Genomic DNA, 17,445 nt, shown 5'->3' with positions numbered 1-17,445 from the left:
TTATCATTGATTTTATTGGTAAATCGATATGGTGCCCGGGGCGGGACTTGAACCCGCACGACCTTACGATCGAGGGATTTTAAATCCCTTGTGTCTACCGATTTCACCACCCGGGCAGGGTGTAACTGGAGGCGCGTCCCGGAGTCGAACCGAGGTACACGGATTTGCAATCCGCTGCATAGCCACTCTGCCAACGCGCCTTAAACTGATGTGCCGCCAGGTTAACCTGACCTGCGAATCTGGAGCGGGAAACGAGACTCGAACTCGCGACCCCGACCTTGGCAAGGTCGTGCTCTACCAACTGAGCTATTCCCGCAATTTTCAGCAATTTCGTCGAACCTGCTGATTTTACTTATCTTCTGACAGACACGCTGCCTTTCGATGCGTTGCATTCTACTGACCTGACGCGATGAGTCAATAAAATTATCCTCACCGCCTGTCCGTTTGCTGCTTTTTAAATCGTATCGATCACGGTTCGAGCAGATCGCCGCGCGCCGCGCTTAAATACTGGAACATTGACCAGAAAGTCAGCACCGCAGCCACATACAACGCGACGACACCCACCGCCACAATGGTGGCATCCGGACGCCACAGCAAGGCAAACAGTGAGAACATCTGAGCCGTGGTTTTGACTTTACCAATCCAGGACACCGATACGCTGCTGCGTTTGCCAATCTCCGCCATCCACTCACGCAGCGCAGAGATAATGATCTCGCGCGCAATCATGGTTGCGGCAGGAAGAGTAATCCACCAGGCGTGGAAATATTCTGCGACCAGCACCAGCGCAATCGCGACCATGACTTTGTCCGCCACCGGATCGAGAAAAGCCCCGAAACGCGTCGTCTGCTTCCAGCGGCGCGCCAGGAAGCCATCAAACCAGTCGGTGATGGCTGCAAAGACAAAAATCAATGCGGTAGCAAGCGGTGCCCAGGTGAACGGCAGATAGAAAGCCAGCACAAAGAACGGGATGAGCACGACTCGAAACAGGGTGAGACACGTCGGAATGTTTAATTGCATATGCCGGTAACTGTCTGGATATAGGTAGAATTTAGCCTATGTTCCTACATTGCCCCCCCCGTTTCAATGCTAGTGTTTCAGTGAGTAGTATATTTTTTCTGCCAGCGCATGAGAGATACCCGGCACATTGGCGATCTCCTCCACCGACGCATTCATCAGCGGTTGCAGGCCCCCCATGTACTTGAGCAGTTGCTGACGTCGTTTTGGCCCCACCCCTTCGATGCTCTCCAGTGCACTGGTGTTCTTCACTTTCGCCCGTTTTTTACGGTGGCCCGAAATCGCATGATTGTGAGCGTCGTCACGAATGTGCTGGATCACATGCAGCGCGGGCGAATCAGGCGGCAGCGAAACGCCCTCACCTTCTGCTTCAAAGAAGAGCGTCTCCAGTCCGGCTTTGCGATCGCTGCCTTTAGCCACGCCGAGCAGAATCGGCCGCGTCTTATCCCAGGGCACGTCCAGTTCCGCAAAGACCTGTATCGCCTGCGCCAGCTGCCCTTTACCGCCATCAATCAGAATGACATCCGGGATCTTCTCTTCTTCAATGGCTTTACCATAGCGGCGACGCAGCACCTGGTTCATGGCGGCGTAGTCATCGCCCGGTGTAATGCCACTGATGTTATAGCGGCGATAATCGGCGCGCAGCGGACCGTTCTGGTCAAAGACCACGCAGGAGGCGATGGTCTGCTCACCCATGGTGTGACTGATATCGAAACACTCCATGCGCGTGATCCGGTCAAGCTCAAGGAACTCCGCCAGCGCCATCAGGCGTTGATGAATAGTGGAGTGCTGAGAGAGACGCGTGGTTAACGCGGTCGCGGCATTGGTGCGCGCCAGCTTCAGGTAACGGGCGCGATCGCCGCGCGGCTTGCTCTGAATGTTAACCCGGCGTCCCGCCAGTTCACTCAGAGACTCAGCCAGCAGCTCGCGCTCTGGCAGGGTAAAGTCCAGCAGGATGTCACCTGGCAGGGTGCGAGCCTCACTGCCCTGCAGATAGAACTGCCCGACAAAGGTCTGCACCACCTCGGCCAGATCGGTATCCACCGGGACTTTCGGGAAGTAGCTGCGGCTACCCAATACTTTACCCTGACGAATAAAGAGCACGTGAAGACAGGCCATACCGGCGTCGTACGCCACGCCCATGACATCGAGGTCATCACCCTGATTTGAGACAAACTGCTTTTCAGTGATCCGCCGCACGGCCTGAATCTGGTCGCGCAGTCGTGCCGCCTCTTCAAAACGCAGCCCGGTACTCGCCTCTTCCATGCGTCTGACCAGCTGATTAAGCACCTGATCGTCTTTACCGGCCAGGAACAGGCGCACATAGTCGGTCTGCTGTGCATATTCCTCTTCACTGACCAGCCCGGCCACACAGGGACCCAGGCAGCGGCCTATCTGATATTGCAGACAGGGCCGGGAGCGATTGCGGTAGACGCTATTTTCGCACTGGCGGATAGGGAATACTTTTTGCAGCAGGCCCAGGGTTTCACGCACCGCGTAGCCATTCGGAAACGGGCCGAAGTATTCGCCTTTGGCATGTTTTGCACCACGGTGCATCGCCAGACGTGGATGGGTATCGCTGCTGAGGAATATGTAGGGATACGATTTATCATCGCGCAGCAGGACGTTATAGCGCGGCTGATAGAGCTTGATGTAGTTATGCTCAAGCAGCAGCGCTTCGGTTTCGGTATGGGTTACGGTAACATCGATGTGCTGGATATTGCTGACCAGCGCTTCGGTTTTGCGGCTGCCGACCTGCGTGCGGAAGTAGCTGGTCAAACGCTTCTTCAGGTCTTTGGCTTTGCCCACATAGATGACGGTGCCTGAGGCGTCATACATGCGGTAAACACCGGGCTTGCTGGTTACCGTACTCAGAAAAGCTCTGGAATCAAAAACGTCATTCACTACTGATTAACGGCTCCGCATTGTAGAGGCCATGTCGAATGGCCAGATGCGTTAACTCGACGTCGCCACTGATATTCAGTTTGCTGAACATCCGATAGCGGTAACTGTTAACGGTTTTAGGACTGAGATTTAACTGCTCGGAAATTTCCGTCACCTTTTGTCCTCGGGTGATCATCAGCATAATCTGCAATTCCCTTTCCGACAAACAGCTGAAGGGAGATTCCGCTTTTTGTGGTTCAATCTGGCTCAGAGCCATCTGCTGGGCGATGTCTGACGCGATGTAGCGCTGGCCGGCATTGACCGAACGAATCGCGTTGATAACTTCCTGCGGCGCGGCCCCTTTACTGAGGTAACCCGCAGCCCCCGCCTGCATGACTTTGGCAGGCAGCGGATTTTCGGTATGGATAGTCAGCATGATAATTTTGATATCGGGGTTGTAGCGCACGATTTTTCGCGTCGCTTCCAGCCCGCCAATACCCGGCATATTCATGTCCATCAGAATGACATCCACCTGATTGGACCGGCACCATTTGGCCGCATCCTCGCCGCAGTTAACCTCTCCGACCACGGCCAGCCCTTTAACATCCTCCAGGATACGACGGATCCCGGCACGGACAAGTTCATGGTCATCAACAAGAAGCACACTGATCAACGGGGAAACTCCAGAGGCTAAAAAGAGGAAGCAATCAGGTAATGTGAGCGGTAATCATACCCGCTTTTGCCCCAAAAGCACATCAACAAAGCAAAACAGTGGACGCATTGCATCATTACCCTCAGCCGGACGTGGCGCGTCGCATCAGACTTTTCTGCTCATCATCAGCATCGTTGCATATTGATTAAATTCTCTGTATTTCAGAAGATTAACAACCGCGTTCGGTAAACCTGTCTACAACGCATTGCTGTCCGCTCCGGGCCAGTCAATCGTGTGATTACTTTCAGCGATTGATTAGTTGTGCTGGACGAAACAGCCTTTAAAGGCAAAGCGGACCGGCACCATCAGCAACTTACCTCCCCTGTGGTATACTCACGCACTGCTGTGCGGACAGATTGCCGACACATTGTCATTCACCAAGGAGAAACTCATGAGCGATGAAGATTTTGCAACTTCCCAGGAAGCCCGGAAATTAGCGGATGAAATCGCGGGGCTGAAGATGATGATCACCCTGATTCTGAAAGGGATGGGTCAGGCTGATGCGGGAAAAGTGATTATTAACATGGAACGCTATGTACAGACGCTGGGCGACAAACCGCAGGCGGAAGTGTTCAGCAATACCATCAAGCAGATTAAAACCGCCTACCGTCAGTAAGCGTGTTGTGTTGCCCCCAGCCGCGGGGGCAATTGACCTAATTATGCGACTGCCAGTTGACCGACACACCCAGCGTCGGCAGCACCTCTTCCGGGCTGAAGCGTCGGGTGCCCCGATACTTCTCTGCCAGCGCAGGCTGAGTCACCGGAATACGGATCGCAAACAGATTATCTTCTGACAGAATCAGGCCGGGTGTGAGTGGCTCATAGACCACCTGATGCTGCTCAAACATCTTCTCCAGCATTGGCGTTGCCGAACTGATGATGTACTCCATGCCGTGCAGTTCCGCCAGCTGTACCGCGTGCCAGAGTATGTTCAGCGGCAGTTCGGCATCCACATCCAGGCGTGCAGAGAAGCGCGACATTTCCCAGACTTTCTCATGGCTGAAGGGCAGCACGATGCCTTCACTCTGCTCAGGCTCAAACCAGGGCATCAGGCGGGCACAGCCGCAGATCCCTGCACGGGCATTCCATGCGATCAGCCAGGTCACATCTGAACGATCGTAGCGATCATACTCCTGTCCTGGCGTGCTCAGGCGCGGGGGAATAGACCACCCTTCGCCGCGCGCAAAGACGCTGTAACGGTAGCTGCCCAGCTCGGCGAGCAAAGAGGATGGCATATCCTTTAACTGCGTTTGCACTATTTTCATCATGCGCCTCTGACATCCCCATGTTGCAATGATTTTTTGCGCCAGCCTGGCAAAGTTCCGGCGCAGGGTAGACAACTGACCCGTACAAAGAAACTGCCAAAGGTGGCAGTTGTTGATGTTCAAATCAGTCCGATTGCGGCTGCATAACAGGCAATCTGCGTTTTATTGGAAACATTGAAACGCTTTTGCATATTTTTTTGATGAAAGTTAACGGTATGTTCAGAGATGGATAAAATAAGTGAAATCTCGACCGCCGTTTTTCCTTCGGCTGTCCATTTCAGAATTTCCAGCTCGCGCTGACTTAACGCATTTTTCAGTACCATCATCGCATCATCGCTAAAGCGTTCCAGCGTATCCAGGCTTAGTTCCGCTAAAAGGTGGAGTTTCACCTCCAGCTCAGCATGGCAGAGCTGGACAGAAATGGGCTGTTGGGACGATATAGATAATATACCAATGACGCGATTTGGTGCCATTGCAGAGCAAGAAAAACCGCTCTGAAGCCCATATTCCCGCGACTCCCGCCACAGGTTGCCTGCGTCAGCAAACTGCGCCTCCGTCCATGCCATCCCCCTCCCTGGTCGCTGACACAAGCTCAGCACCGGGTCCACCGCGTAATAATTCTGCTTCTCATAGCGCTTAACCCATAATGTGGGATAGGTGCTGTATAAATGAATGCGCGGTCGGGTAAATGGCACCGGGTGCTGAATCAAAAAAGCAAAATAATCGAAGCCTAATGATTCCGTAAAATGTTGCAATAACGCCTTCAATTCAGATGAGGTCGTTAATGCCTGAAATTGTTCTTTCACACTGCTTCGCCAGGCGAAATAATTTTCACTACTCATATTGCCTCAGCATTATTTTCACCCGCCCTTCCAATGCTATTCAATCAGACTCATCAGAGAGTTTAAATTTTTCAGAAAAAATGAATATATCGTCAGAGATGAATCCGTTGCCTGATGAAGCGCCTTTTACCTTTCATCGTCATGGCGGAGTGAAAACGTGTCCCTGTCCGGGCAATGTGAGGTCAGTCACGCCATTTTCAATCACACCCTAAGAATAAGATTTTTCTTATAGGATTTCAATGCCTGTCACCTGGTGACACTTTATCGCAAATTTGCAAATGGAGCGGAAATAATAAATAGCGCTACTGCTTATTGAGTAAATAATGAGTAAACAAGACGTTAATTCAATTCGATTAACGCTGCCTCCCCAGGAACCGCCAACATATTTCTCATCAGGAAATAAGATCTGCTTTTTTAAACTTGTCCGGCGCGCACCTGGCTGGCGGATCATCCGGCCACCGGGAAACGCAGCGGGGCAGGCGGAGAGGCTCGCTGGCCTGCCGCTGCGGGCTCAGGACCACAAATGTTGTGCTGCGTTTTTCTGCAGACCTGCGCCGGTTCTGTTGCTTAAGTTAACCCGTGGCCCCTGACCACCCTCTATTTTTCTTCTGCCATCCGGCGGCTTTTTGCTGTTTATCATCCTGACAGCCTGCAAAAGAAAAGGTCAGGCAAAAACCGCTTCCTGATAAGCCTCACTTATCTCTTCAGCCTGATTTCGATCCCGTTAAAAGCGAAGCGGCTGTTTCGTTAGCAGGCTCACCCTTTATCGTAGTTTAGTCAGCAGAATGACATTAAAGGTAGTCACCGGGTTAAACTATCTGAAAAATAATCCTGCCTGTAAAAAAACAGAGATAACGCCCCAGCGCATTTGTTAATTTTCCCTTCTCATTTCACTTAATTCGGCTGTCTGTATGGTGAAATATTTTCATTCTGCCGCTCAGTGACGAGAATTTGATGAGAGAGGAGAAAAAAGGGAATAGCGCATTTATTCGGCGGACAGTTTTACTCTTTAAATAGATGGCACTAAAATCAAATGCCTTAATGTTGTTCTCTCAGCGAATGAATGATTTCCGGCCGGTGCCAGATTCCAGCAGATAACTGGACTGAATTTTTACAGATAGCCGATCAATTATTAATCAAAGATGGTATTAGTCCTGACTGATGATTTACCGGCAATAGCCCGCGCCCCGCATCCCCAGATGAAAATGTGAAGCATGTGCCGTGTTGTAATCCGGGCCCAGCGCATTGCCAAACACCTCACATCCCCCCCGCCACAAGGTATGCAGCATGGCCGCTTTTTGCCCGGGCTGCTGCCAGTGACGACTGATCTCAAGCCGCTGACCATCCGCCAGCTGGAAGCCGGTCACATCCCAGGCATCGGCGGTGGCATGTTCACTTAATCGCCCCTGCGCGCGATGATAAATGTTACGGCAGGCGTAGCTGCCAACATGCGTAATCCGTACCAGTGGACTCTGCATATCCCTGGCGGTCTGTTGACGACTGCGCAGGGCATACATCGTACTGGCAACCGCCATCGGACAGCTCGCCAGAAAGCTGCTGCTGAGGCTCACCGGACCAAATCGCTGAATGCGCAGCGGGTCGCTGAGGGGACAGTTGCCCGTCACTGCCGGTCGTTCGCTGAACGTCACCCAACCGGCCTGCTGAGCGCGGCGCATCACGGCAAGGCAGGCATCGGGATCGCTGGCCAGCCGTTTCATCTTAAGCTGCGTCATCCAGCCCGGAGGATCGGTAACGGCGAGCGGGGTAAAGGGATTGAACTGCGGTGGCAGATGCTGCTTCAGCCATGGCAGACTCATCCAGCCCAGCGCGATTAACAGCAAAAACAGGATAAGCGTGCGCATAACCCCTCTCGCAGCATGATGATTAGCAAACAAAAAGTGTAGAAGCCAGATTCACGCTGCGCTGTGCAACTGACATAACGTGATGAATCCTTACCCTGGCTGACGCAGGATTAACCAGAATGCGCAACGATTGCTCTGGCTGACCATGGCCGGTGTCACATCAGGTAAAAAACTGTTACCGGCTTTGGGGTGACTTCCTCTATCTTATGCCGACCAGCCCTTCGGGTAAGGCTATTCATTATCAGCCAGCAGAGCTGACACAACATCAAGACAGGAAAGAGTATTCTATGGTCGATCAATCTAAAGATGCCCCCTTAACGCAGGAAGGCCCCGACAAGCTACGGCGCAACCTGCACAACCGACACATTCAGCTGATCGCCATCGGCGGCGCGATCGGAACGGGCCTGTTTATGGGTTCAGGTAAAACCATCAGCCTGGCCGGCCCCTCGATCATTTTCGTCTATATGATCATCGGCTTTATGCTGTTCTTTGTCATGCGCGCGATGGGAGAACTGCTGCTCTCCAATCTGGAGTATAAATCGTTCAGCGACTTTGCCGCGGATCTGCTCGGCCCCTGGGCAGGCTACTTTACCGGCTGGACCTACTGGTTCTGTTGGGTGGTCACCGGCATCGCTGACGTGGTGGCCATCAGCGCCTATTTCCAGCTCTGGTTTCCGGGCTTCTCGATCTGGATGAGCGCCCTGCTCTGCGTGGTGGTCTTTCTGGCACTCAACATTGCGACCGTCAAGCTGTTCGGCGAGATGGAGTTCTGGTTTGCGATTATTAAAATCGTCGCCATTGTCGCGCTGATCGTGACGGGCATTGTGCTGGTCTCCATCCACTACCCCTCTCCGGGCGGCGGTACGGCGGCACTGAGCAACATCTGGGATCATGGCGGACTGTTCCCGAAAGGGCTCAGCGGCTTCTTTGCCGGATTCCAGATTGCGGTGTTCGCTTTTGTCGGGATTGAACTGGTTGGCACGGCGGCGGCAGAGACTCACGATCCGCATAAAGTCCTGCCACGCGCGATTAATGCCATCCCGCTGCGGGTCATTATGTTTTATGTGCTGGCGTTGATGGTTATTATGGCGGTGACGCCATGGACCCAGGTGATGGCCGATCGCAGCCCGTTTGTTGAGATGTTTGTCCTGATTGGCCTGCCCGCTGCCGCGAGTATCGTCAACTTTGTGGTGCTGACCTCAGCTGCCTCCTCCGCGAACAGCGGCATCTTCTCCACCAGCCGGATGCTCTATGGTCTGTCACAGCAGGGGGTTGCCAGCCGCGCCTTTGGCCGGCTCTCAGCCCGCGCCGTCCCGACCACCGGTCTGTTTTTCTCCTGCTTCTGCCTGCTGGCGGGCGTGGCGTTAATCTACCTGATCCCGGATGTGATGACGGTCTTCACCCTGGTAACCACCGTCTCGGCGATTCTGTTTATGTTTGTCTGGACTATCATCCTGTGCAGCTATCTGGCCTATCGCAAAAAGCATCCGCAGCGTCATGCGGAATCCGGCTTTAAGATGCCGCTGGGCAAGCTGATGTGCTGGGTCTGCATGGCCTTCTTTGCCTTTGTGCTGGTGCTGCTGACCCTGCAGGATGATACGCGTCAGGCGCTGATGGTGACGCCACTCTGGTTCGCCCTGCTGGGTGTGGGCTGGTGGCTGCGTCATCGCGGCTCACGCAGTCGCTAGTTCTGCCTGTCAGAGAGGAAGCCCGGTCAGATGACCGGGCTTTTTTACAGGCGTTCGCCCAGCGCAGAAAAGCTGGCGGACAACGAAGGCCGTTCAGAAGGTAAGCGCTGCGGCCGGGGATCGGGCTGCTGAGGCGTGCCGAGACCAAAGGTAAAGGTATAGTTTTCCCCTTCGCCCATACGCAGGTCAGCTATCGTCGTCTGCCCATCCTGCTCACGCAGGGCATAAAAACCGTGGCTGAACCAGGCGACGCGTTCTGCATACCAGCTGCCACGGAACCCTTTGTAAAGTTCGGGATGACGCGGATACCACGTCACCTGTAGCGGACGCGAAGGCGACAGTAACGACCAGTAAGCTTCGCCATAGCGGTCGCCGGTCAGGATCACGCTGCGCCAGACCAGCGTATTGAACGCCGTTGGCGTCACCAGTACCTTATCGGTCGGAATCCCCTGCCCGGTCAGCGACTGCCGGATCTGCCAGCCTGCCACGCCCTGAATCACCACGCTCCAGACCAGATAAAGCGAGCTCAGCGTTAATCCCAGCCGGTTGCCGCGCAGTCCCCGTTCGCCGCCACGCCAGAGCGCCACAGCCAGCCCCACCAGCAGCGGCAGCGTATAGAGGGGATCGATAATGTAGATGCTGCCAATCGCATAGGGAAAGTCAGTGAGCGGCAGGCCAAGCTGGGTGCCATACACCGTCATCAGGTCGAGCAGCGGGTGCGTGATCAGTGCCAGCCAGATGGCGGGCCACCACGCCCGCCATGCCACCCGTTGACGACACAGCCCCGCCACCAGCCAGGCAACCAGCGGGGAGATCAGCGTGAGCCAGAGCAGCGCATGACTTTCGGTGCGATGCAGCGTCATGTTGCGTATTGCATCGCCATGATCGATAAAGACATCCAGATCGGGCAGGGTGCCGCAGACACCCCCAACCAGTGCCGCCTGCCAGATCGGAACCCGACGCCCCATCACCGCGACGCTGACGGAGGCGCCCAGTACCCACTGCGAAACAGAATCCATAGATTAACTCCGTTACCGAACCGTGAATCTGCGCGGAATCAGCGTACGCGAATGCCTTCAATGATCATGCGCTGAACGTTCTCGACAGTCTGCTCAAAGAACGCGCCGTCGCTGAGGGTCTGTCCGGTCACCGCCTCCACCTGCGTGGCGAAATCGGCATAGTGCTGCGTAGTGGCCCAGAGCATAAAGATCAGATGCTGCGGCTGGACGCCAGCCAGACGCCCTTCATCAATCCAGCGCTCAATTATCGCCGCCTTATCATCCACCAGTTGCTTGAGGTCGCCCGCCAGCTCCCCTTTCAGCAGCGGTGCGCCCTGCAGCATCTCCAGGCAGAACAGCCGGGAGGCCTGAGGATGATCCCGCGACACCTCCAGCTTCAGCCGGATATAGCGTCGGATGGCCATCAGCGGATCCTGATCGTGCGCCAGCGCGCGCAGCGGCGCCAGCCAGACATCCAGAATCTGTTTCAGCACCGCCACATAGAGCGCCTCTTTCGAGGGAAAATAGTAGAGCAGATTGGTTTTGGAAACGTCTGCCAGCTCGGCCACCTTATCGAGGCTGGTGCCATGAATACCAAACTGCGAGAACAGGGTCAGCGCCGCATCCAGTATCGCCGCTCGCTTTGCCGCCACCGCGCGTGAACGACGCGTTGGCTTTTTTTCATCGGTTTTCACTGCCTTACCTCATCCGTCAGGTGTCATCGCATCATAGCAAAGGGATCCCTGGCTGCCTAACCAGCGTGCTGCACCTTTTTTGCTCAGCCTGCATGGAAAACGTGCAGCGAATTTTGACCAAACGGTCTGAAATGGACCAGTCACTCCACTTTTATTTCTCCTCTCCATTTTAACCCATTGTTATATAAACAATTAAAAATTGTGGCACAGGGTTTGCAAAATTGTGACTGAGCGCAGCCCACAGGGATGAGGCAGGATGCAGTGCCGCGCGTGAAACACCTTTCCCCCCATCGCAACGAGGTTTCACATGAAGATAGGCGTCTTTATTCCGATTGGTAACAATGGCTGGCTGATCTCCTCCAATGCACCGCAGTACATGCCAACCTTTGAACTCAACAAGGCAATCGTACTGAAAGCAGAGCATTACCATTTCGACTTTGCGCTTTCGATGATCAAACTGCGCGGCTTCGGCGGAAAAACAGAATTCTGGGATCATAACCTGGAATCATTCACCCTGATGGCTGGTCTGGCGGCCGTCACCTCACGTATTGAAATTTATGCCACTGCCGCCACCCTGACGCTGCCACCGGCCATTGTGGCGCGCATGGCGTCCACCATTGACTCCATCTCTGGCGGCCGTTTCGGCGTCAACCTGGTCACCGGCTGGCAGAAACCGGAATATGAACAGATGGGTATGTGGCCTGGCGATGAGTACTTCAGCAGCCGCTACGCCTATCTGACCGAATACGTTACCGTGCTGCGCGACCTGTGGGGCACCGGAAAATCGGACTTTAAAGGTGAATTCTTCACCATGAACGACTGTCGCGTCAGTCCGCAGCCGCAGCGCCCGATGAAGGTCATCTGCGCCGGTCAGAGCGATGCCGGTATGGCCTTCTCCGCACAGTATGCCGATTACAACTTCTGCTTCGGCAAAGGGGTAAACACCCCTGCCGCGTTCAGCTCAACCTCGATTCGCATGAAACAGGCGGCGGAGAAAGCCGGTCGCGATGTCGGCTCCTACGTCCTGTTCATGATCATTGCCGCGGAAACCGATGAGGAAGCGCGGGCGAAGTGGGAACACTATAAAGCCGGTGCCGATGAAGAGGCGCTCTCCTGGCTGACCACCCAGAGTCAGCAGGATACCAAATCGGGCAGCGACACCAACGTGCGCCAGATGGCCGACCCCACCTCTGCCGTCAACATCAACATGGGTACCCTGGTCGGCTCCTGGGCCAGCGTGGCGCGGATGCTGGATGAAGTGGCTCAGGTTGAAGGCACCCACGGCGTGCTGCTGACCTTTGATGATTTCCTGGAAGGGATCGAGAACTTCGGACAGCACATCCAGCCGCTGATGCGCTGTCGCAGCGCCCTGCTGGATGCACAGAAGGAGGTGGCATGATGAATACCGTTTACTGCGCTCACACGCCTGAGGTGACTCAGGTCGAACTGCCAGCCCGGCCGGAGCCGATTGCTTTTCCCCCCGGTCAGAGTGCGCTGATCGTGGTCGATATGCAGAACGCCTACGCCACTGAAGGGGGTTATCTTGACCTGGCGGGCTTTGATGTTTCCGCCACGCAACCGGTGATAGCGAAGATTCATCAGGCAGTGACGGCGGCGCGTGCCGCAGGCGTGCAGATTATCTGGTTCCAGAACGGCTGGGACAGTGACTATGTTGAAGCCGGTGATGCCGGTTCGCCCAACTTCCACAAATCTAATGCGCTGAAAACCATGCGCAAACGACCTGAACTGCAGGGCACGCTGCTTTCCAAAGGCGGCTGGGATTACGCACTGGTGGATGAACTGGTGCCGCAGCCCGGGGACATTGTGCTGCCCAAATCGCGCTACAGCGGCTTCTATAACACGCCGCTCGACAGCATGCTGCGCAGTCGCGGCATTCGTCATCTGATCTTTACCGGCATTGCCACCAACGTCTGTGTGGAATCGACGCTGCGCGACGGCTTCTTTCTGGAGTACTTCGGCGTGGTGCTGGAAGACGCAACCTACCAGGCAGGCCCGCCATTTGCCCAGCAGGCGGCGCTGTTCAATATCGAAACCTTTTTTGGCTGGGTATCGGATGTCGATACCTTCTGCGAAAGCCTGAAAGCCCCCTGATCACCGAGGATGACGCTATGCCAAAAAGTATCATTGTTCCACCGGGCACCACGACGCCCATCGCCCCGTTTGTCCCTGGCACGCTGGCAGATGGCGTGGTCTATGTTTCGGGCACGCTGCCGTTTGATGCTGACAACAACGTGGTGCACGTCGGGGATGCCGCCGCGCAGACCCGCCACGTGCTGGAAACCATTAAAAAGGTGATTGAAACCGCGGGTGGCACGATGGCGGATGTCACCTTCAACTCTATTTTTATCACCGACTGGGCAAACTATGGTGCGGTGAACCAGGTCTACGCCGACTACTTTCCCGGCGACAAACCGGCCCGATTCTGTATTCAGTGCGGGCTGGTCAAACCGGATGCGCTGATTGAGATCGCCAGCGTGGCCCACATTGGCAAGCCGGAGGTCTGATGCAGCTGGATATTCTGGGCCTGCAAAATCCCGATGCACCGACGCTGGTGCTCTCCTCCGGGCTGGGCGGCGTAGCCGGTTTCTGGCAGCCACAGCTGGCGGCGCTGACGACACGCTATCGGGTGGTCTGTTATGACCAGCGCGGCACCGGACGCAGTGCTGACACGCTGCCGGAGGGCTACAGCATGGCGATGATGGCGGCGGAGCTGGCCGATGCGCTGGCGCAGCACGGCATCCTGCGCTTCAGCCTGATTGGTCATGCGCTGGGTGGCCTGCTGGGGATGCAGCTGGCGCTGGATTACCCGGAGCGGATCGAGCGGATCGTGGTGATCAACGGCTGGTTGTCGCTGCATCCCCATACCCGCCGCTGCTTTCAGGTGCGCCAGGATCTGCTGCTGAACGTCGGCGTGGAGGCCTTTGTCCGTGCTCAGCCGCTGTTTCTCTATCCGGCAGAATGGATGGCGCAGCATCAGACGCGGCTTGAGCAGGAGGACAGTCATCATGTCGCCCATTTTCAGGGCATGGAAAACCTGATGCGCCGGCTGCACGCCCTGATGAGCGCAGATTTCAGCGCCCGGGCAGCCGCGATCCCGCAACCGGTGCTGGTTATCGCCAGTGAAGATGACCTGCTGGTGCCGTGGAGCTGCTCATCCGCGCTGGCTGCCGCCCTGCCCAACGCCACGGAGCAGAGAATGGCCTGGGGCGGACACGCCATGAGCGTCACCGACGCCGAAACCTTTAATGCCCTGCTGCTGCAGTGGCTGGATCAGACCGATGACGTGCAGCCCCTGCAGCGCGTCGTCTAAGCTTTTGCGGAGAAGATTATGAGCCTGGATACCCTTACCCCTGCCGTTGACAAAACGGCCTTTCGTCATGCGATGTCGCGCCTGGGCGCGGCGGTCAACATCATTACCACGGAAGGTCCTGCCGGACGCGCAGGCTTCACCGCCTCTGCGGTGTGCAGTGTCACGGATGCGCCCCCTACACTGCTGGTCTGCCTGAACCGTTCGGCCTCGGTTTATCCGGTGTTCCGCGAAAACATGCAGCTGTGCGTTAACACTCTGGCGGCGGGCCATGAAGCGCTCTCCACGCTGTTTGGTGGTAAAACCCCGATGGCTGAGCGGTTTGTGGCCGCAGAGTGGTCGACGGCCGTTACCGGCTCGCCGGTGCTGAGCGGCGCGGTCGCCTCCTTTGACTGCCGGATCACTCAGATTGTCAGCGTCGGCACCCATGACACCCTGTTCTGTGAAGTCCTGGCCGTAGTGCGCAACGACGATTCTCACGGCCTGGCCTGGTTTGACCGGGGATACCATCCCCTGATGCGGCAGGAAGCCTGATAACCCTTCCCTGAAACCCACCGGCATTCATAACGCTCTGGAGTAGACGATGGCACGATCCTGGTTTCCGCAATGGCAAAAGAAGTCGGCTTTAACAGAAAACGGTATTATCGCCCCGGATGAGACACTGCCTGCGGGGCAGACGCTGGTGCTGGGTTTACAGCACGCGGTGGCGATGTTTGGCGCAACGGTGCTGATGCCGCTGCTGATGGGACTGGATCCCAATCTGGCGATTCTGGTCTCCGGGATAGGGACCCTGCTGTTCTTCTTTATTACCGGCGGTCGCGTGCCCAGCTATCTCGGGTCAAGCGCCGCGTTTGTGGGCGTTGTGATTGCGGTGACCGGTTTCAGCGGTCAGGGGCTGAACCCCAACCTCAGCGTGGCGCTGGGTGGCGTCATCGCCTGCGGCCTGCTCTATACGCTGATAGGCGTGGTGGTAATGAAATCCGGCACCCGCTGGATTGAGAATCTGATGCCGCCCGTGGTGACCGGAGCCGTGGTGATGGCTATCGGGCTGAATCTGGCACCGATTGCGGTGCACAGCGTCTCAGCCTCCGCCTTCGACAGCTGGATCGCGGTGATGACCGTGTTATGTATTGGCCTGGTGGCCGTCTTTACCCGCGGAATGGTTCAGCGCCTGCTGATTCTGGTGGGGCTGATTCTGGCGTGGGCGATCTATGCCCTGCTGACTAACGTTCTGGGACTGGGCAAGCCGGTGGATTTTACGGCGCTGTCACAGGCGGCGTGGTTTGGTCTGCCGCATACCACCTCGCCGACCTTTGATCTGCATGCGATGGTATTAATCGCCCCCGTCGCCATTATCCTGGTGGCGGAGAACCTCGGCCACCTGAAAGCGGTAGCGGGCATGACCGGACGCAACCTCGACCCGTATATGGGACGCGCCTTTGTGGGCGATGGTCTTGCCACGATGCTCTCCGGTTCAATCGGCGGCAGCGGGGTGACCACCTATGCGGAAAACATCGGGGTGATGGCGGTGACCAAGGTCTACTCGACGCTGGCATTTGTTGCTGCGGCGGTCATCGCGATCCTGGCCGGTTTCTCGCCGAAGTTCGGTGCGCTGATCCACACCATTCCGGCGCCGGTTATCGGCGGTGCCTCGATTGTGGTCTTCGGACTGATTGCGGTAGCGGGCGCGCGCATCTGGGTTCAGAATCAGGTCGATTTAGGCCAGAACAGTAACCTGATCATGGTGGCGACAACGCTGGTCCTTGGCGCAGGTGACTTTGCGCTTAAAATCGGTTCATTCACGCTGGGCGGCATCGGCACGGCGACCTTTGGGGCGATTATCCTCAATGCCATTCTGCGCCGTAACCGCGCCATGCAGCAGGATAAGCTGGCGCGTCAGCAGGGTTAACTACTCCAGCGGTGTGGCAGCAGGCTGCACCGCTTTCTTTCGTTTCAGCCGCAGTTCACTGACAATCACGCCACAGACAATCAGCGCCCCACCCACCAGCGCCAGTGCAGGCAGCCGCTCACCAGCGATACGTCCGACCACACCCGCCCAGACCGGCTCACCGGCGTAAATAACCGTGGCACGCGTGGGTGACACGCTGCGCTGCGCCCAGTTCATCGTGACCTGAATCAGCGCGCTGGCCGCGCCCAGTCCCAGCGCACTGAACAGCAGCGGCATGGAAATCACAGGTACCGTCTCCCCATTGGGGATCATCAGCGCAAAGGCGCACAGCGACGCCACCGCGAGCTGGATCATCGTCACGCGACGCACATCGACCCGACTGGCAAAGCGGCTGATTAAGATAATCTCAGCGGCAATCGCCAGCGTACTGAACAGGGTGGCTATCTCCCCGGCATTCAGGCTGATACGGCCATCCTGCGGCCCCGCCACCAGCAGCAGACCGGTGAAGGCCAGCACAATCCCCAGCCATGACATGATGCCCGGCGGACGTCGTAAAAACAGCCATTGCAGCAGCGGCACCACCGGCACGTAGAGCGCAGTGAGAAACGCGGACTGACTGCTGGAGATGGTCTGCATTCCCCAGGTCTGCAGACCGTAACCGCCGGCAATCGACAGGCCAATCAGCGTCCCGGCTTTCACTTCCAGCCAGGTTATTCCTTTGAGATAGCGTCGGAAAAAGAGCGCCAGCAGCAGTGCGGCGGTGGCAAAACGCAGACCGACGAAAAAGAACGGTCCCGAGTGCTGCATCGCCCGATGCACCACCAGAAAGGTCCCGCCCCAGATCATAGTTATAAAGATTAACACCAGCTCCTGCCGCGTCAGGCGCAGGGATAAGCCGCGGAGAGTGTCCGACATAATTCACCTGATAAAAGATTCGGACAACATTGTGGAGGAGAGCGAGGGGGAAAAGCAACGACGTTAACCGCCGGATCTTACCGGCGGCTATCAGGGGATTAAGCGTCCGTTTTCTTCGGACTGCTGCGTCCGCCCTTTTCGCCGGCACGCGCGGCACGCTGCGGATCGTTTTTAAAATTACCGCCGCTGTTTTTGCCCCCTTTGCGTCCCGCCTCTGCGGCACGTTCACGGTTTTCAGCAAAATTACCTGAACCGCCACGATGTGTTGTCATGATGTGCTCCTGTCGCGTAGTGCGATAAATAAGAATGAGAAAGTCGAGAGCTGACGGCCCG

The 17,445-nt window shown here is 56.3% G+C and carries 18 protein-coding genes and 3 tRNA genes; 8 read left to right on the top strand and 13 right to left on the bottom strand.

Translation table 11 applies throughout. The features are described 5' to 3' along the window. Window positions 1-29: 29 nt before the first annotated feature. The 6 genes from AC1V0D_RS03225 to uvrY form a co-directional block, all read right to left on the bottom strand. Window positions 30-116: transfer RNA gene (locus AC1V0D_RS03225), tRNA-Leu, on the bottom strand. Window positions 117-126: 10 nt separating this feature from the next. Further along, window positions 127-200 (bottom strand) — tRNA-Cys (locus AC1V0D_RS03220). Window positions 201-240: 40 nt separating this feature from the next. Beyond that, window positions 241-316, bottom strand: a tRNA-Gly gene (locus AC1V0D_RS03215). A gap of 152 nt (window positions 317-468) precedes the next feature. Then, window positions 469-1,017, bottom strand: a complete 549-nt coding sequence (gene pgsA / locus AC1V0D_RS03210) for a CDP-diacylglycerol--glycerol-3-phosphate 3-phosphatidyltransferase (protein WP_009090977.1) — start codon at window positions 1,015-1,017, stop codon at window positions 469-471. Window positions 1,018-1,086: 69 nt separating this feature from the next. After that, complete coding sequence (uvrC, locus tag AC1V0D_RS03205) at window positions 1,087-2,919, bottom strand: excinuclease ABC subunit UvrC (RefSeq protein ID WP_111208065.1); 1,833 nt, start codon at window positions 2,917-2,919, stop codon at window positions 1,087-1,089. Beyond that, window positions 2,912-3,571 carry a UvrY/SirA/GacA family response regulator transcription factor gene (gene uvrY, locus AC1V0D_RS03200; RefSeq protein WP_009090981.1) on the bottom strand — a complete coding sequence of 220 codons (660 nt, stop codon included), beginning with the start codon at window positions 3,569-3,571 and terminating at the stop codon, window positions 2,912-2,914. Before uvrY ends, uvrC begins: the two co-directional genes overlap by 8 nt. Before the next feature lie 430 nt (window positions 3,572-4,001). Between uvrY and AC1V0D_RS03195 the strand changes: the two genes are divergently transcribed. Continuing rightward, window positions 4,002-4,226, top strand: coding sequence for a DUF2594 family protein (locus tag AC1V0D_RS03195; RefSeq protein WP_003849983.1), 225 nt, complete (start codon window positions 4,002-4,004; stop codon window positions 4,224-4,226). A gap of 37 nt (window positions 4,227-4,263) precedes the next feature. Here AC1V0D_RS03195 and AC1V0D_RS03190 read toward each other — a convergent pair whose 3' ends face one another. The 3 genes from AC1V0D_RS03190 to AC1V0D_RS03180 form a co-directional block, all read right to left on the bottom strand. Beyond that, a complete protein-coding gene (locus tag AC1V0D_RS03190) occupies window positions 4,264-4,875 on the bottom strand; it encodes an acyl-homoserine-lactone synthase (RefSeq protein WP_033736343.1) in 612 nt (203 codons plus the stop codon). 119 nt (window positions 4,876-4,994) lie between these two features. Next, window positions 4,995-5,717: an autoinducer binding domain-containing protein gene (locus AC1V0D_RS03185; protein WP_009090985.1), complete on the bottom strand. Its 723-nt coding sequence runs from the start codon at window positions 5,715-5,717 to the stop codon at window positions 4,995-4,997. Window positions 5,718-6,883: 1,166 nt separating this feature from the next. Further along, window positions 6,884-7,579, bottom strand: coding sequence for an extensin-like domain-containing protein (locus AC1V0D_RS03180; protein ID WP_482906956.1), 696 nt, complete (start codon window positions 7,577-7,579; stop codon window positions 6,884-6,886). A 287-nt stretch (window positions 7,580-7,866) separates the two neighbouring features. On the opposite strand from AC1V0D_RS03180, the gene cycA reads away from it, so the two are divergent. After that, window positions 7,867-9,267: a D-serine/D-alanine/glycine transporter gene (gene cycA / locus AC1V0D_RS03175; RefSeq protein WP_046101562.1), complete on the top strand. Its 1,401-nt coding sequence runs from the start codon at window positions 7,867-7,869 to the stop codon at window positions 9,265-9,267. A 44-nt stretch (window positions 9,268-9,311) separates the two neighbouring features. Here cycA and AC1V0D_RS03170 read toward each other — a convergent pair whose 3' ends face one another. Then, the gene (locus AC1V0D_RS03170; RefSeq protein WP_058958002.1) at window positions 9,312-10,286 is read right to left on the bottom strand and encodes a metal-dependent hydrolase; all 975 of its coding nucleotides are present in this window, start codon (window positions 10,284-10,286) and stop codon (window positions 9,312-9,314) included. 38 nt (window positions 10,287-10,324) lie between these two features. Continuing rightward, complete coding sequence (gene rutR, locus AC1V0D_RS03165; RefSeq protein ID WP_482906955.1) at window positions 10,325-10,960, bottom strand: HTH-type transcriptional regulator RutR; 636 nt, start codon at window positions 10,958-10,960, stop codon at window positions 10,325-10,327. Between the two features lie 307 nt (window positions 10,961-11,267). Here rutR and rutA point away from each other — a divergent pair, with 307 nt between their 5' ends. The 6 genes from rutA to rutG are packed head-to-tail and all read left to right on the top strand — an operon-like array spanning window position 11,268 to window position 16,197. After that, window positions 11,268-12,359 (top strand): pyrimidine utilization protein A, encoded by a 1,092-nt coding sequence (gene rutA / locus AC1V0D_RS03160; protein WP_009090995.1) that lies wholly within the window; start codon window positions 11,268-11,270, stop codon window positions 12,357-12,359. Continuing rightward, window positions 12,359-13,072, top strand: coding sequence for a pyrimidine utilization protein B (rutB, locus tag AC1V0D_RS03155; RefSeq protein ID WP_046102030.1), 714 nt, complete (start codon window positions 12,359-12,361; stop codon window positions 13,070-13,072). Before rutA ends, rutB begins: the two co-directional genes overlap by 1 nt. 17 nt (window positions 13,073-13,089) lie before the next feature. Further along, window positions 13,090-13,485 (top strand): pyrimidine utilization protein C, encoded by a 396-nt coding sequence (gene rutC / locus AC1V0D_RS03150; RefSeq protein ID WP_009090999.1) that lies wholly within the window; start codon window positions 13,090-13,092, stop codon window positions 13,483-13,485. Continuing rightward, window positions 13,485-14,291, top strand: a complete 807-nt coding sequence (gene rutD, locus AC1V0D_RS03145) for a pyrimidine utilization protein D (RefSeq protein WP_482906954.1) — start codon at window positions 13,485-13,487, stop codon at window positions 14,289-14,291. The genes rutC and rutD overlap by 1 nt, the downstream gene beginning before the upstream one ends. Before the next feature lie 18 nt (window positions 14,292-14,309). Further along, the gene (gene rutF, locus AC1V0D_RS03140; protein ID WP_033736345.1) at window positions 14,310-14,822 is read left to right on the top strand and encodes an NADH-dependent FMN reductase RutF; all 513 of its coding nucleotides are present in this window, start codon (window positions 14,310-14,312) and stop codon (window positions 14,820-14,822) included. Between the two features lie 49 nt (window positions 14,823-14,871). Next, window positions 14,872-16,197, top strand: a complete 1,326-nt coding sequence (rutG, locus tag AC1V0D_RS03135) for a pyrimidine utilization transport protein G (protein ID WP_058958004.1) — start codon at window positions 14,872-14,874, stop codon at window positions 16,195-16,197. On the opposite strand, the gene AC1V0D_RS03130 is transcribed toward rutG, so the two are convergent. After that, window positions 16,198-17,112, bottom strand: a complete 915-nt coding sequence (locus AC1V0D_RS03130; protein WP_140924379.1) for a DMT family transporter — start codon at window positions 17,110-17,112, stop codon at window positions 16,198-16,200. It lies immediately after the preceding gene. 98 nt (window positions 17,113-17,210) lie between these two features. Continuing rightward, complete coding sequence (locus AC1V0D_RS03125; RefSeq protein ID WP_009091008.1) at window positions 17,211-17,384, bottom strand: con-10 family general stress protein; 174 nt, start codon at window positions 17,382-17,384, stop codon at window positions 17,211-17,213. Between the last annotated feature and the right edge of the window lie 61 nt (window positions 17,385-17,445).

It is taken from the genome of Pantoea sp. PA1 (assembly GCF_056856975.1).
Note: the sequence above shows the minus strand (reverse complement) of the source record. Positions and strands in the feature narration are given on the sequence as shown.

What these genes read in the sequence shown, in the direction of transcription:
- rutF (WP_033736345.1), top strand. Translation starts at nt 14,310, where the DNA reads ATGAGCCTGGATACCCTTACCCCTGCCGTTGACAAAACGGCCTTTCGT.
- rutD (WP_482906954.1), top strand. Translation starts at nt 13,485, where the DNA reads ATGCAGCTGGATATTCTGGGCCTGCAAAATCCCGATGCACCGACGCTG.
- AC1V0D_RS03195 (WP_003849983.1), top strand. Translation starts at nt 4,002, where the DNA reads ATGAGCGATGAAGATTTTGCAACTTCCCAGGAAGCCCGGAAATTAGCG.
- AC1V0D_RS03180 (WP_482906956.1), bottom strand. Translation starts at nt 7,579, where the DNA reads ATGCGCACGCTTATCCTGTTTTTGCTGTTAATCGCGCTGGGCTGGATG.
- AC1V0D_RS03130 (WP_140924379.1), bottom strand. Translation starts at nt 17,112, where the DNA reads ATGTCGGACACTCTCCGCGGCTTATCCCTGCGCCTGACGCGGCAGGAG.
- AC1V0D_RS03185 (WP_009090985.1), bottom strand. Translation starts at nt 5,717, where the DNA reads ATGAGTAGTGAAAATTATTTCGCCTGGCGAAGCAGTGTGAAAGAACAA.
- AC1V0D_RS03190 (WP_033736343.1), bottom strand. Translation starts at nt 4,875, where the DNA reads ATGAAAATAGTGCAAACGCAGTTAAAGGATATGCCATCCTCTTTGCTC.
- rutB (WP_046102030.1), top strand. Translation starts at nt 12,359, where the DNA reads ATGAATACCGTTTACTGCGCTCACACGCCTGAGGTGACTCAGGTCGAA.
- cycA (WP_046101562.1), top strand. Translation starts at nt 7,867, where the DNA reads ATGGTCGATCAATCTAAAGATGCCCCCTTAACGCAGGAAGGCCCCGAC.
- pgsA (WP_009090977.1), bottom strand. Translation starts at nt 1,017, where the DNA reads ATGCAATTAAACATTCCGACGTGTCTCACCCTGTTTCGAGTCGTGCTC.
- rutA (WP_009090995.1), top strand. Translation starts at nt 11,268, where the DNA reads ATGAAGATAGGCGTCTTTATTCCGATTGGTAACAATGGCTGGCTGATC.
- rutG (WP_058958004.1), top strand. Translation starts at nt 14,872, where the DNA reads ATGGCACGATCCTGGTTTCCGCAATGGCAAAAGAAGTCGGCTTTAACA.
- AC1V0D_RS03170 (WP_058958002.1), bottom strand. Translation starts at nt 10,286, where the DNA reads ATGGATTCTGTTTCGCAGTGGGTACTGGGCGCCTCCGTCAGCGTCGCG.
- rutC (WP_009090999.1), top strand. Translation starts at nt 13,090, where the DNA reads ATGCCAAAAAGTATCATTGTTCCACCGGGCACCACGACGCCCATCGCC.
- AC1V0D_RS03125 (WP_009091008.1), bottom strand. Translation starts at nt 17,384, where the DNA reads ATGACAACACATCGTGGCGGTTCAGGTAATTTTGCTGAAAACCGTGAA.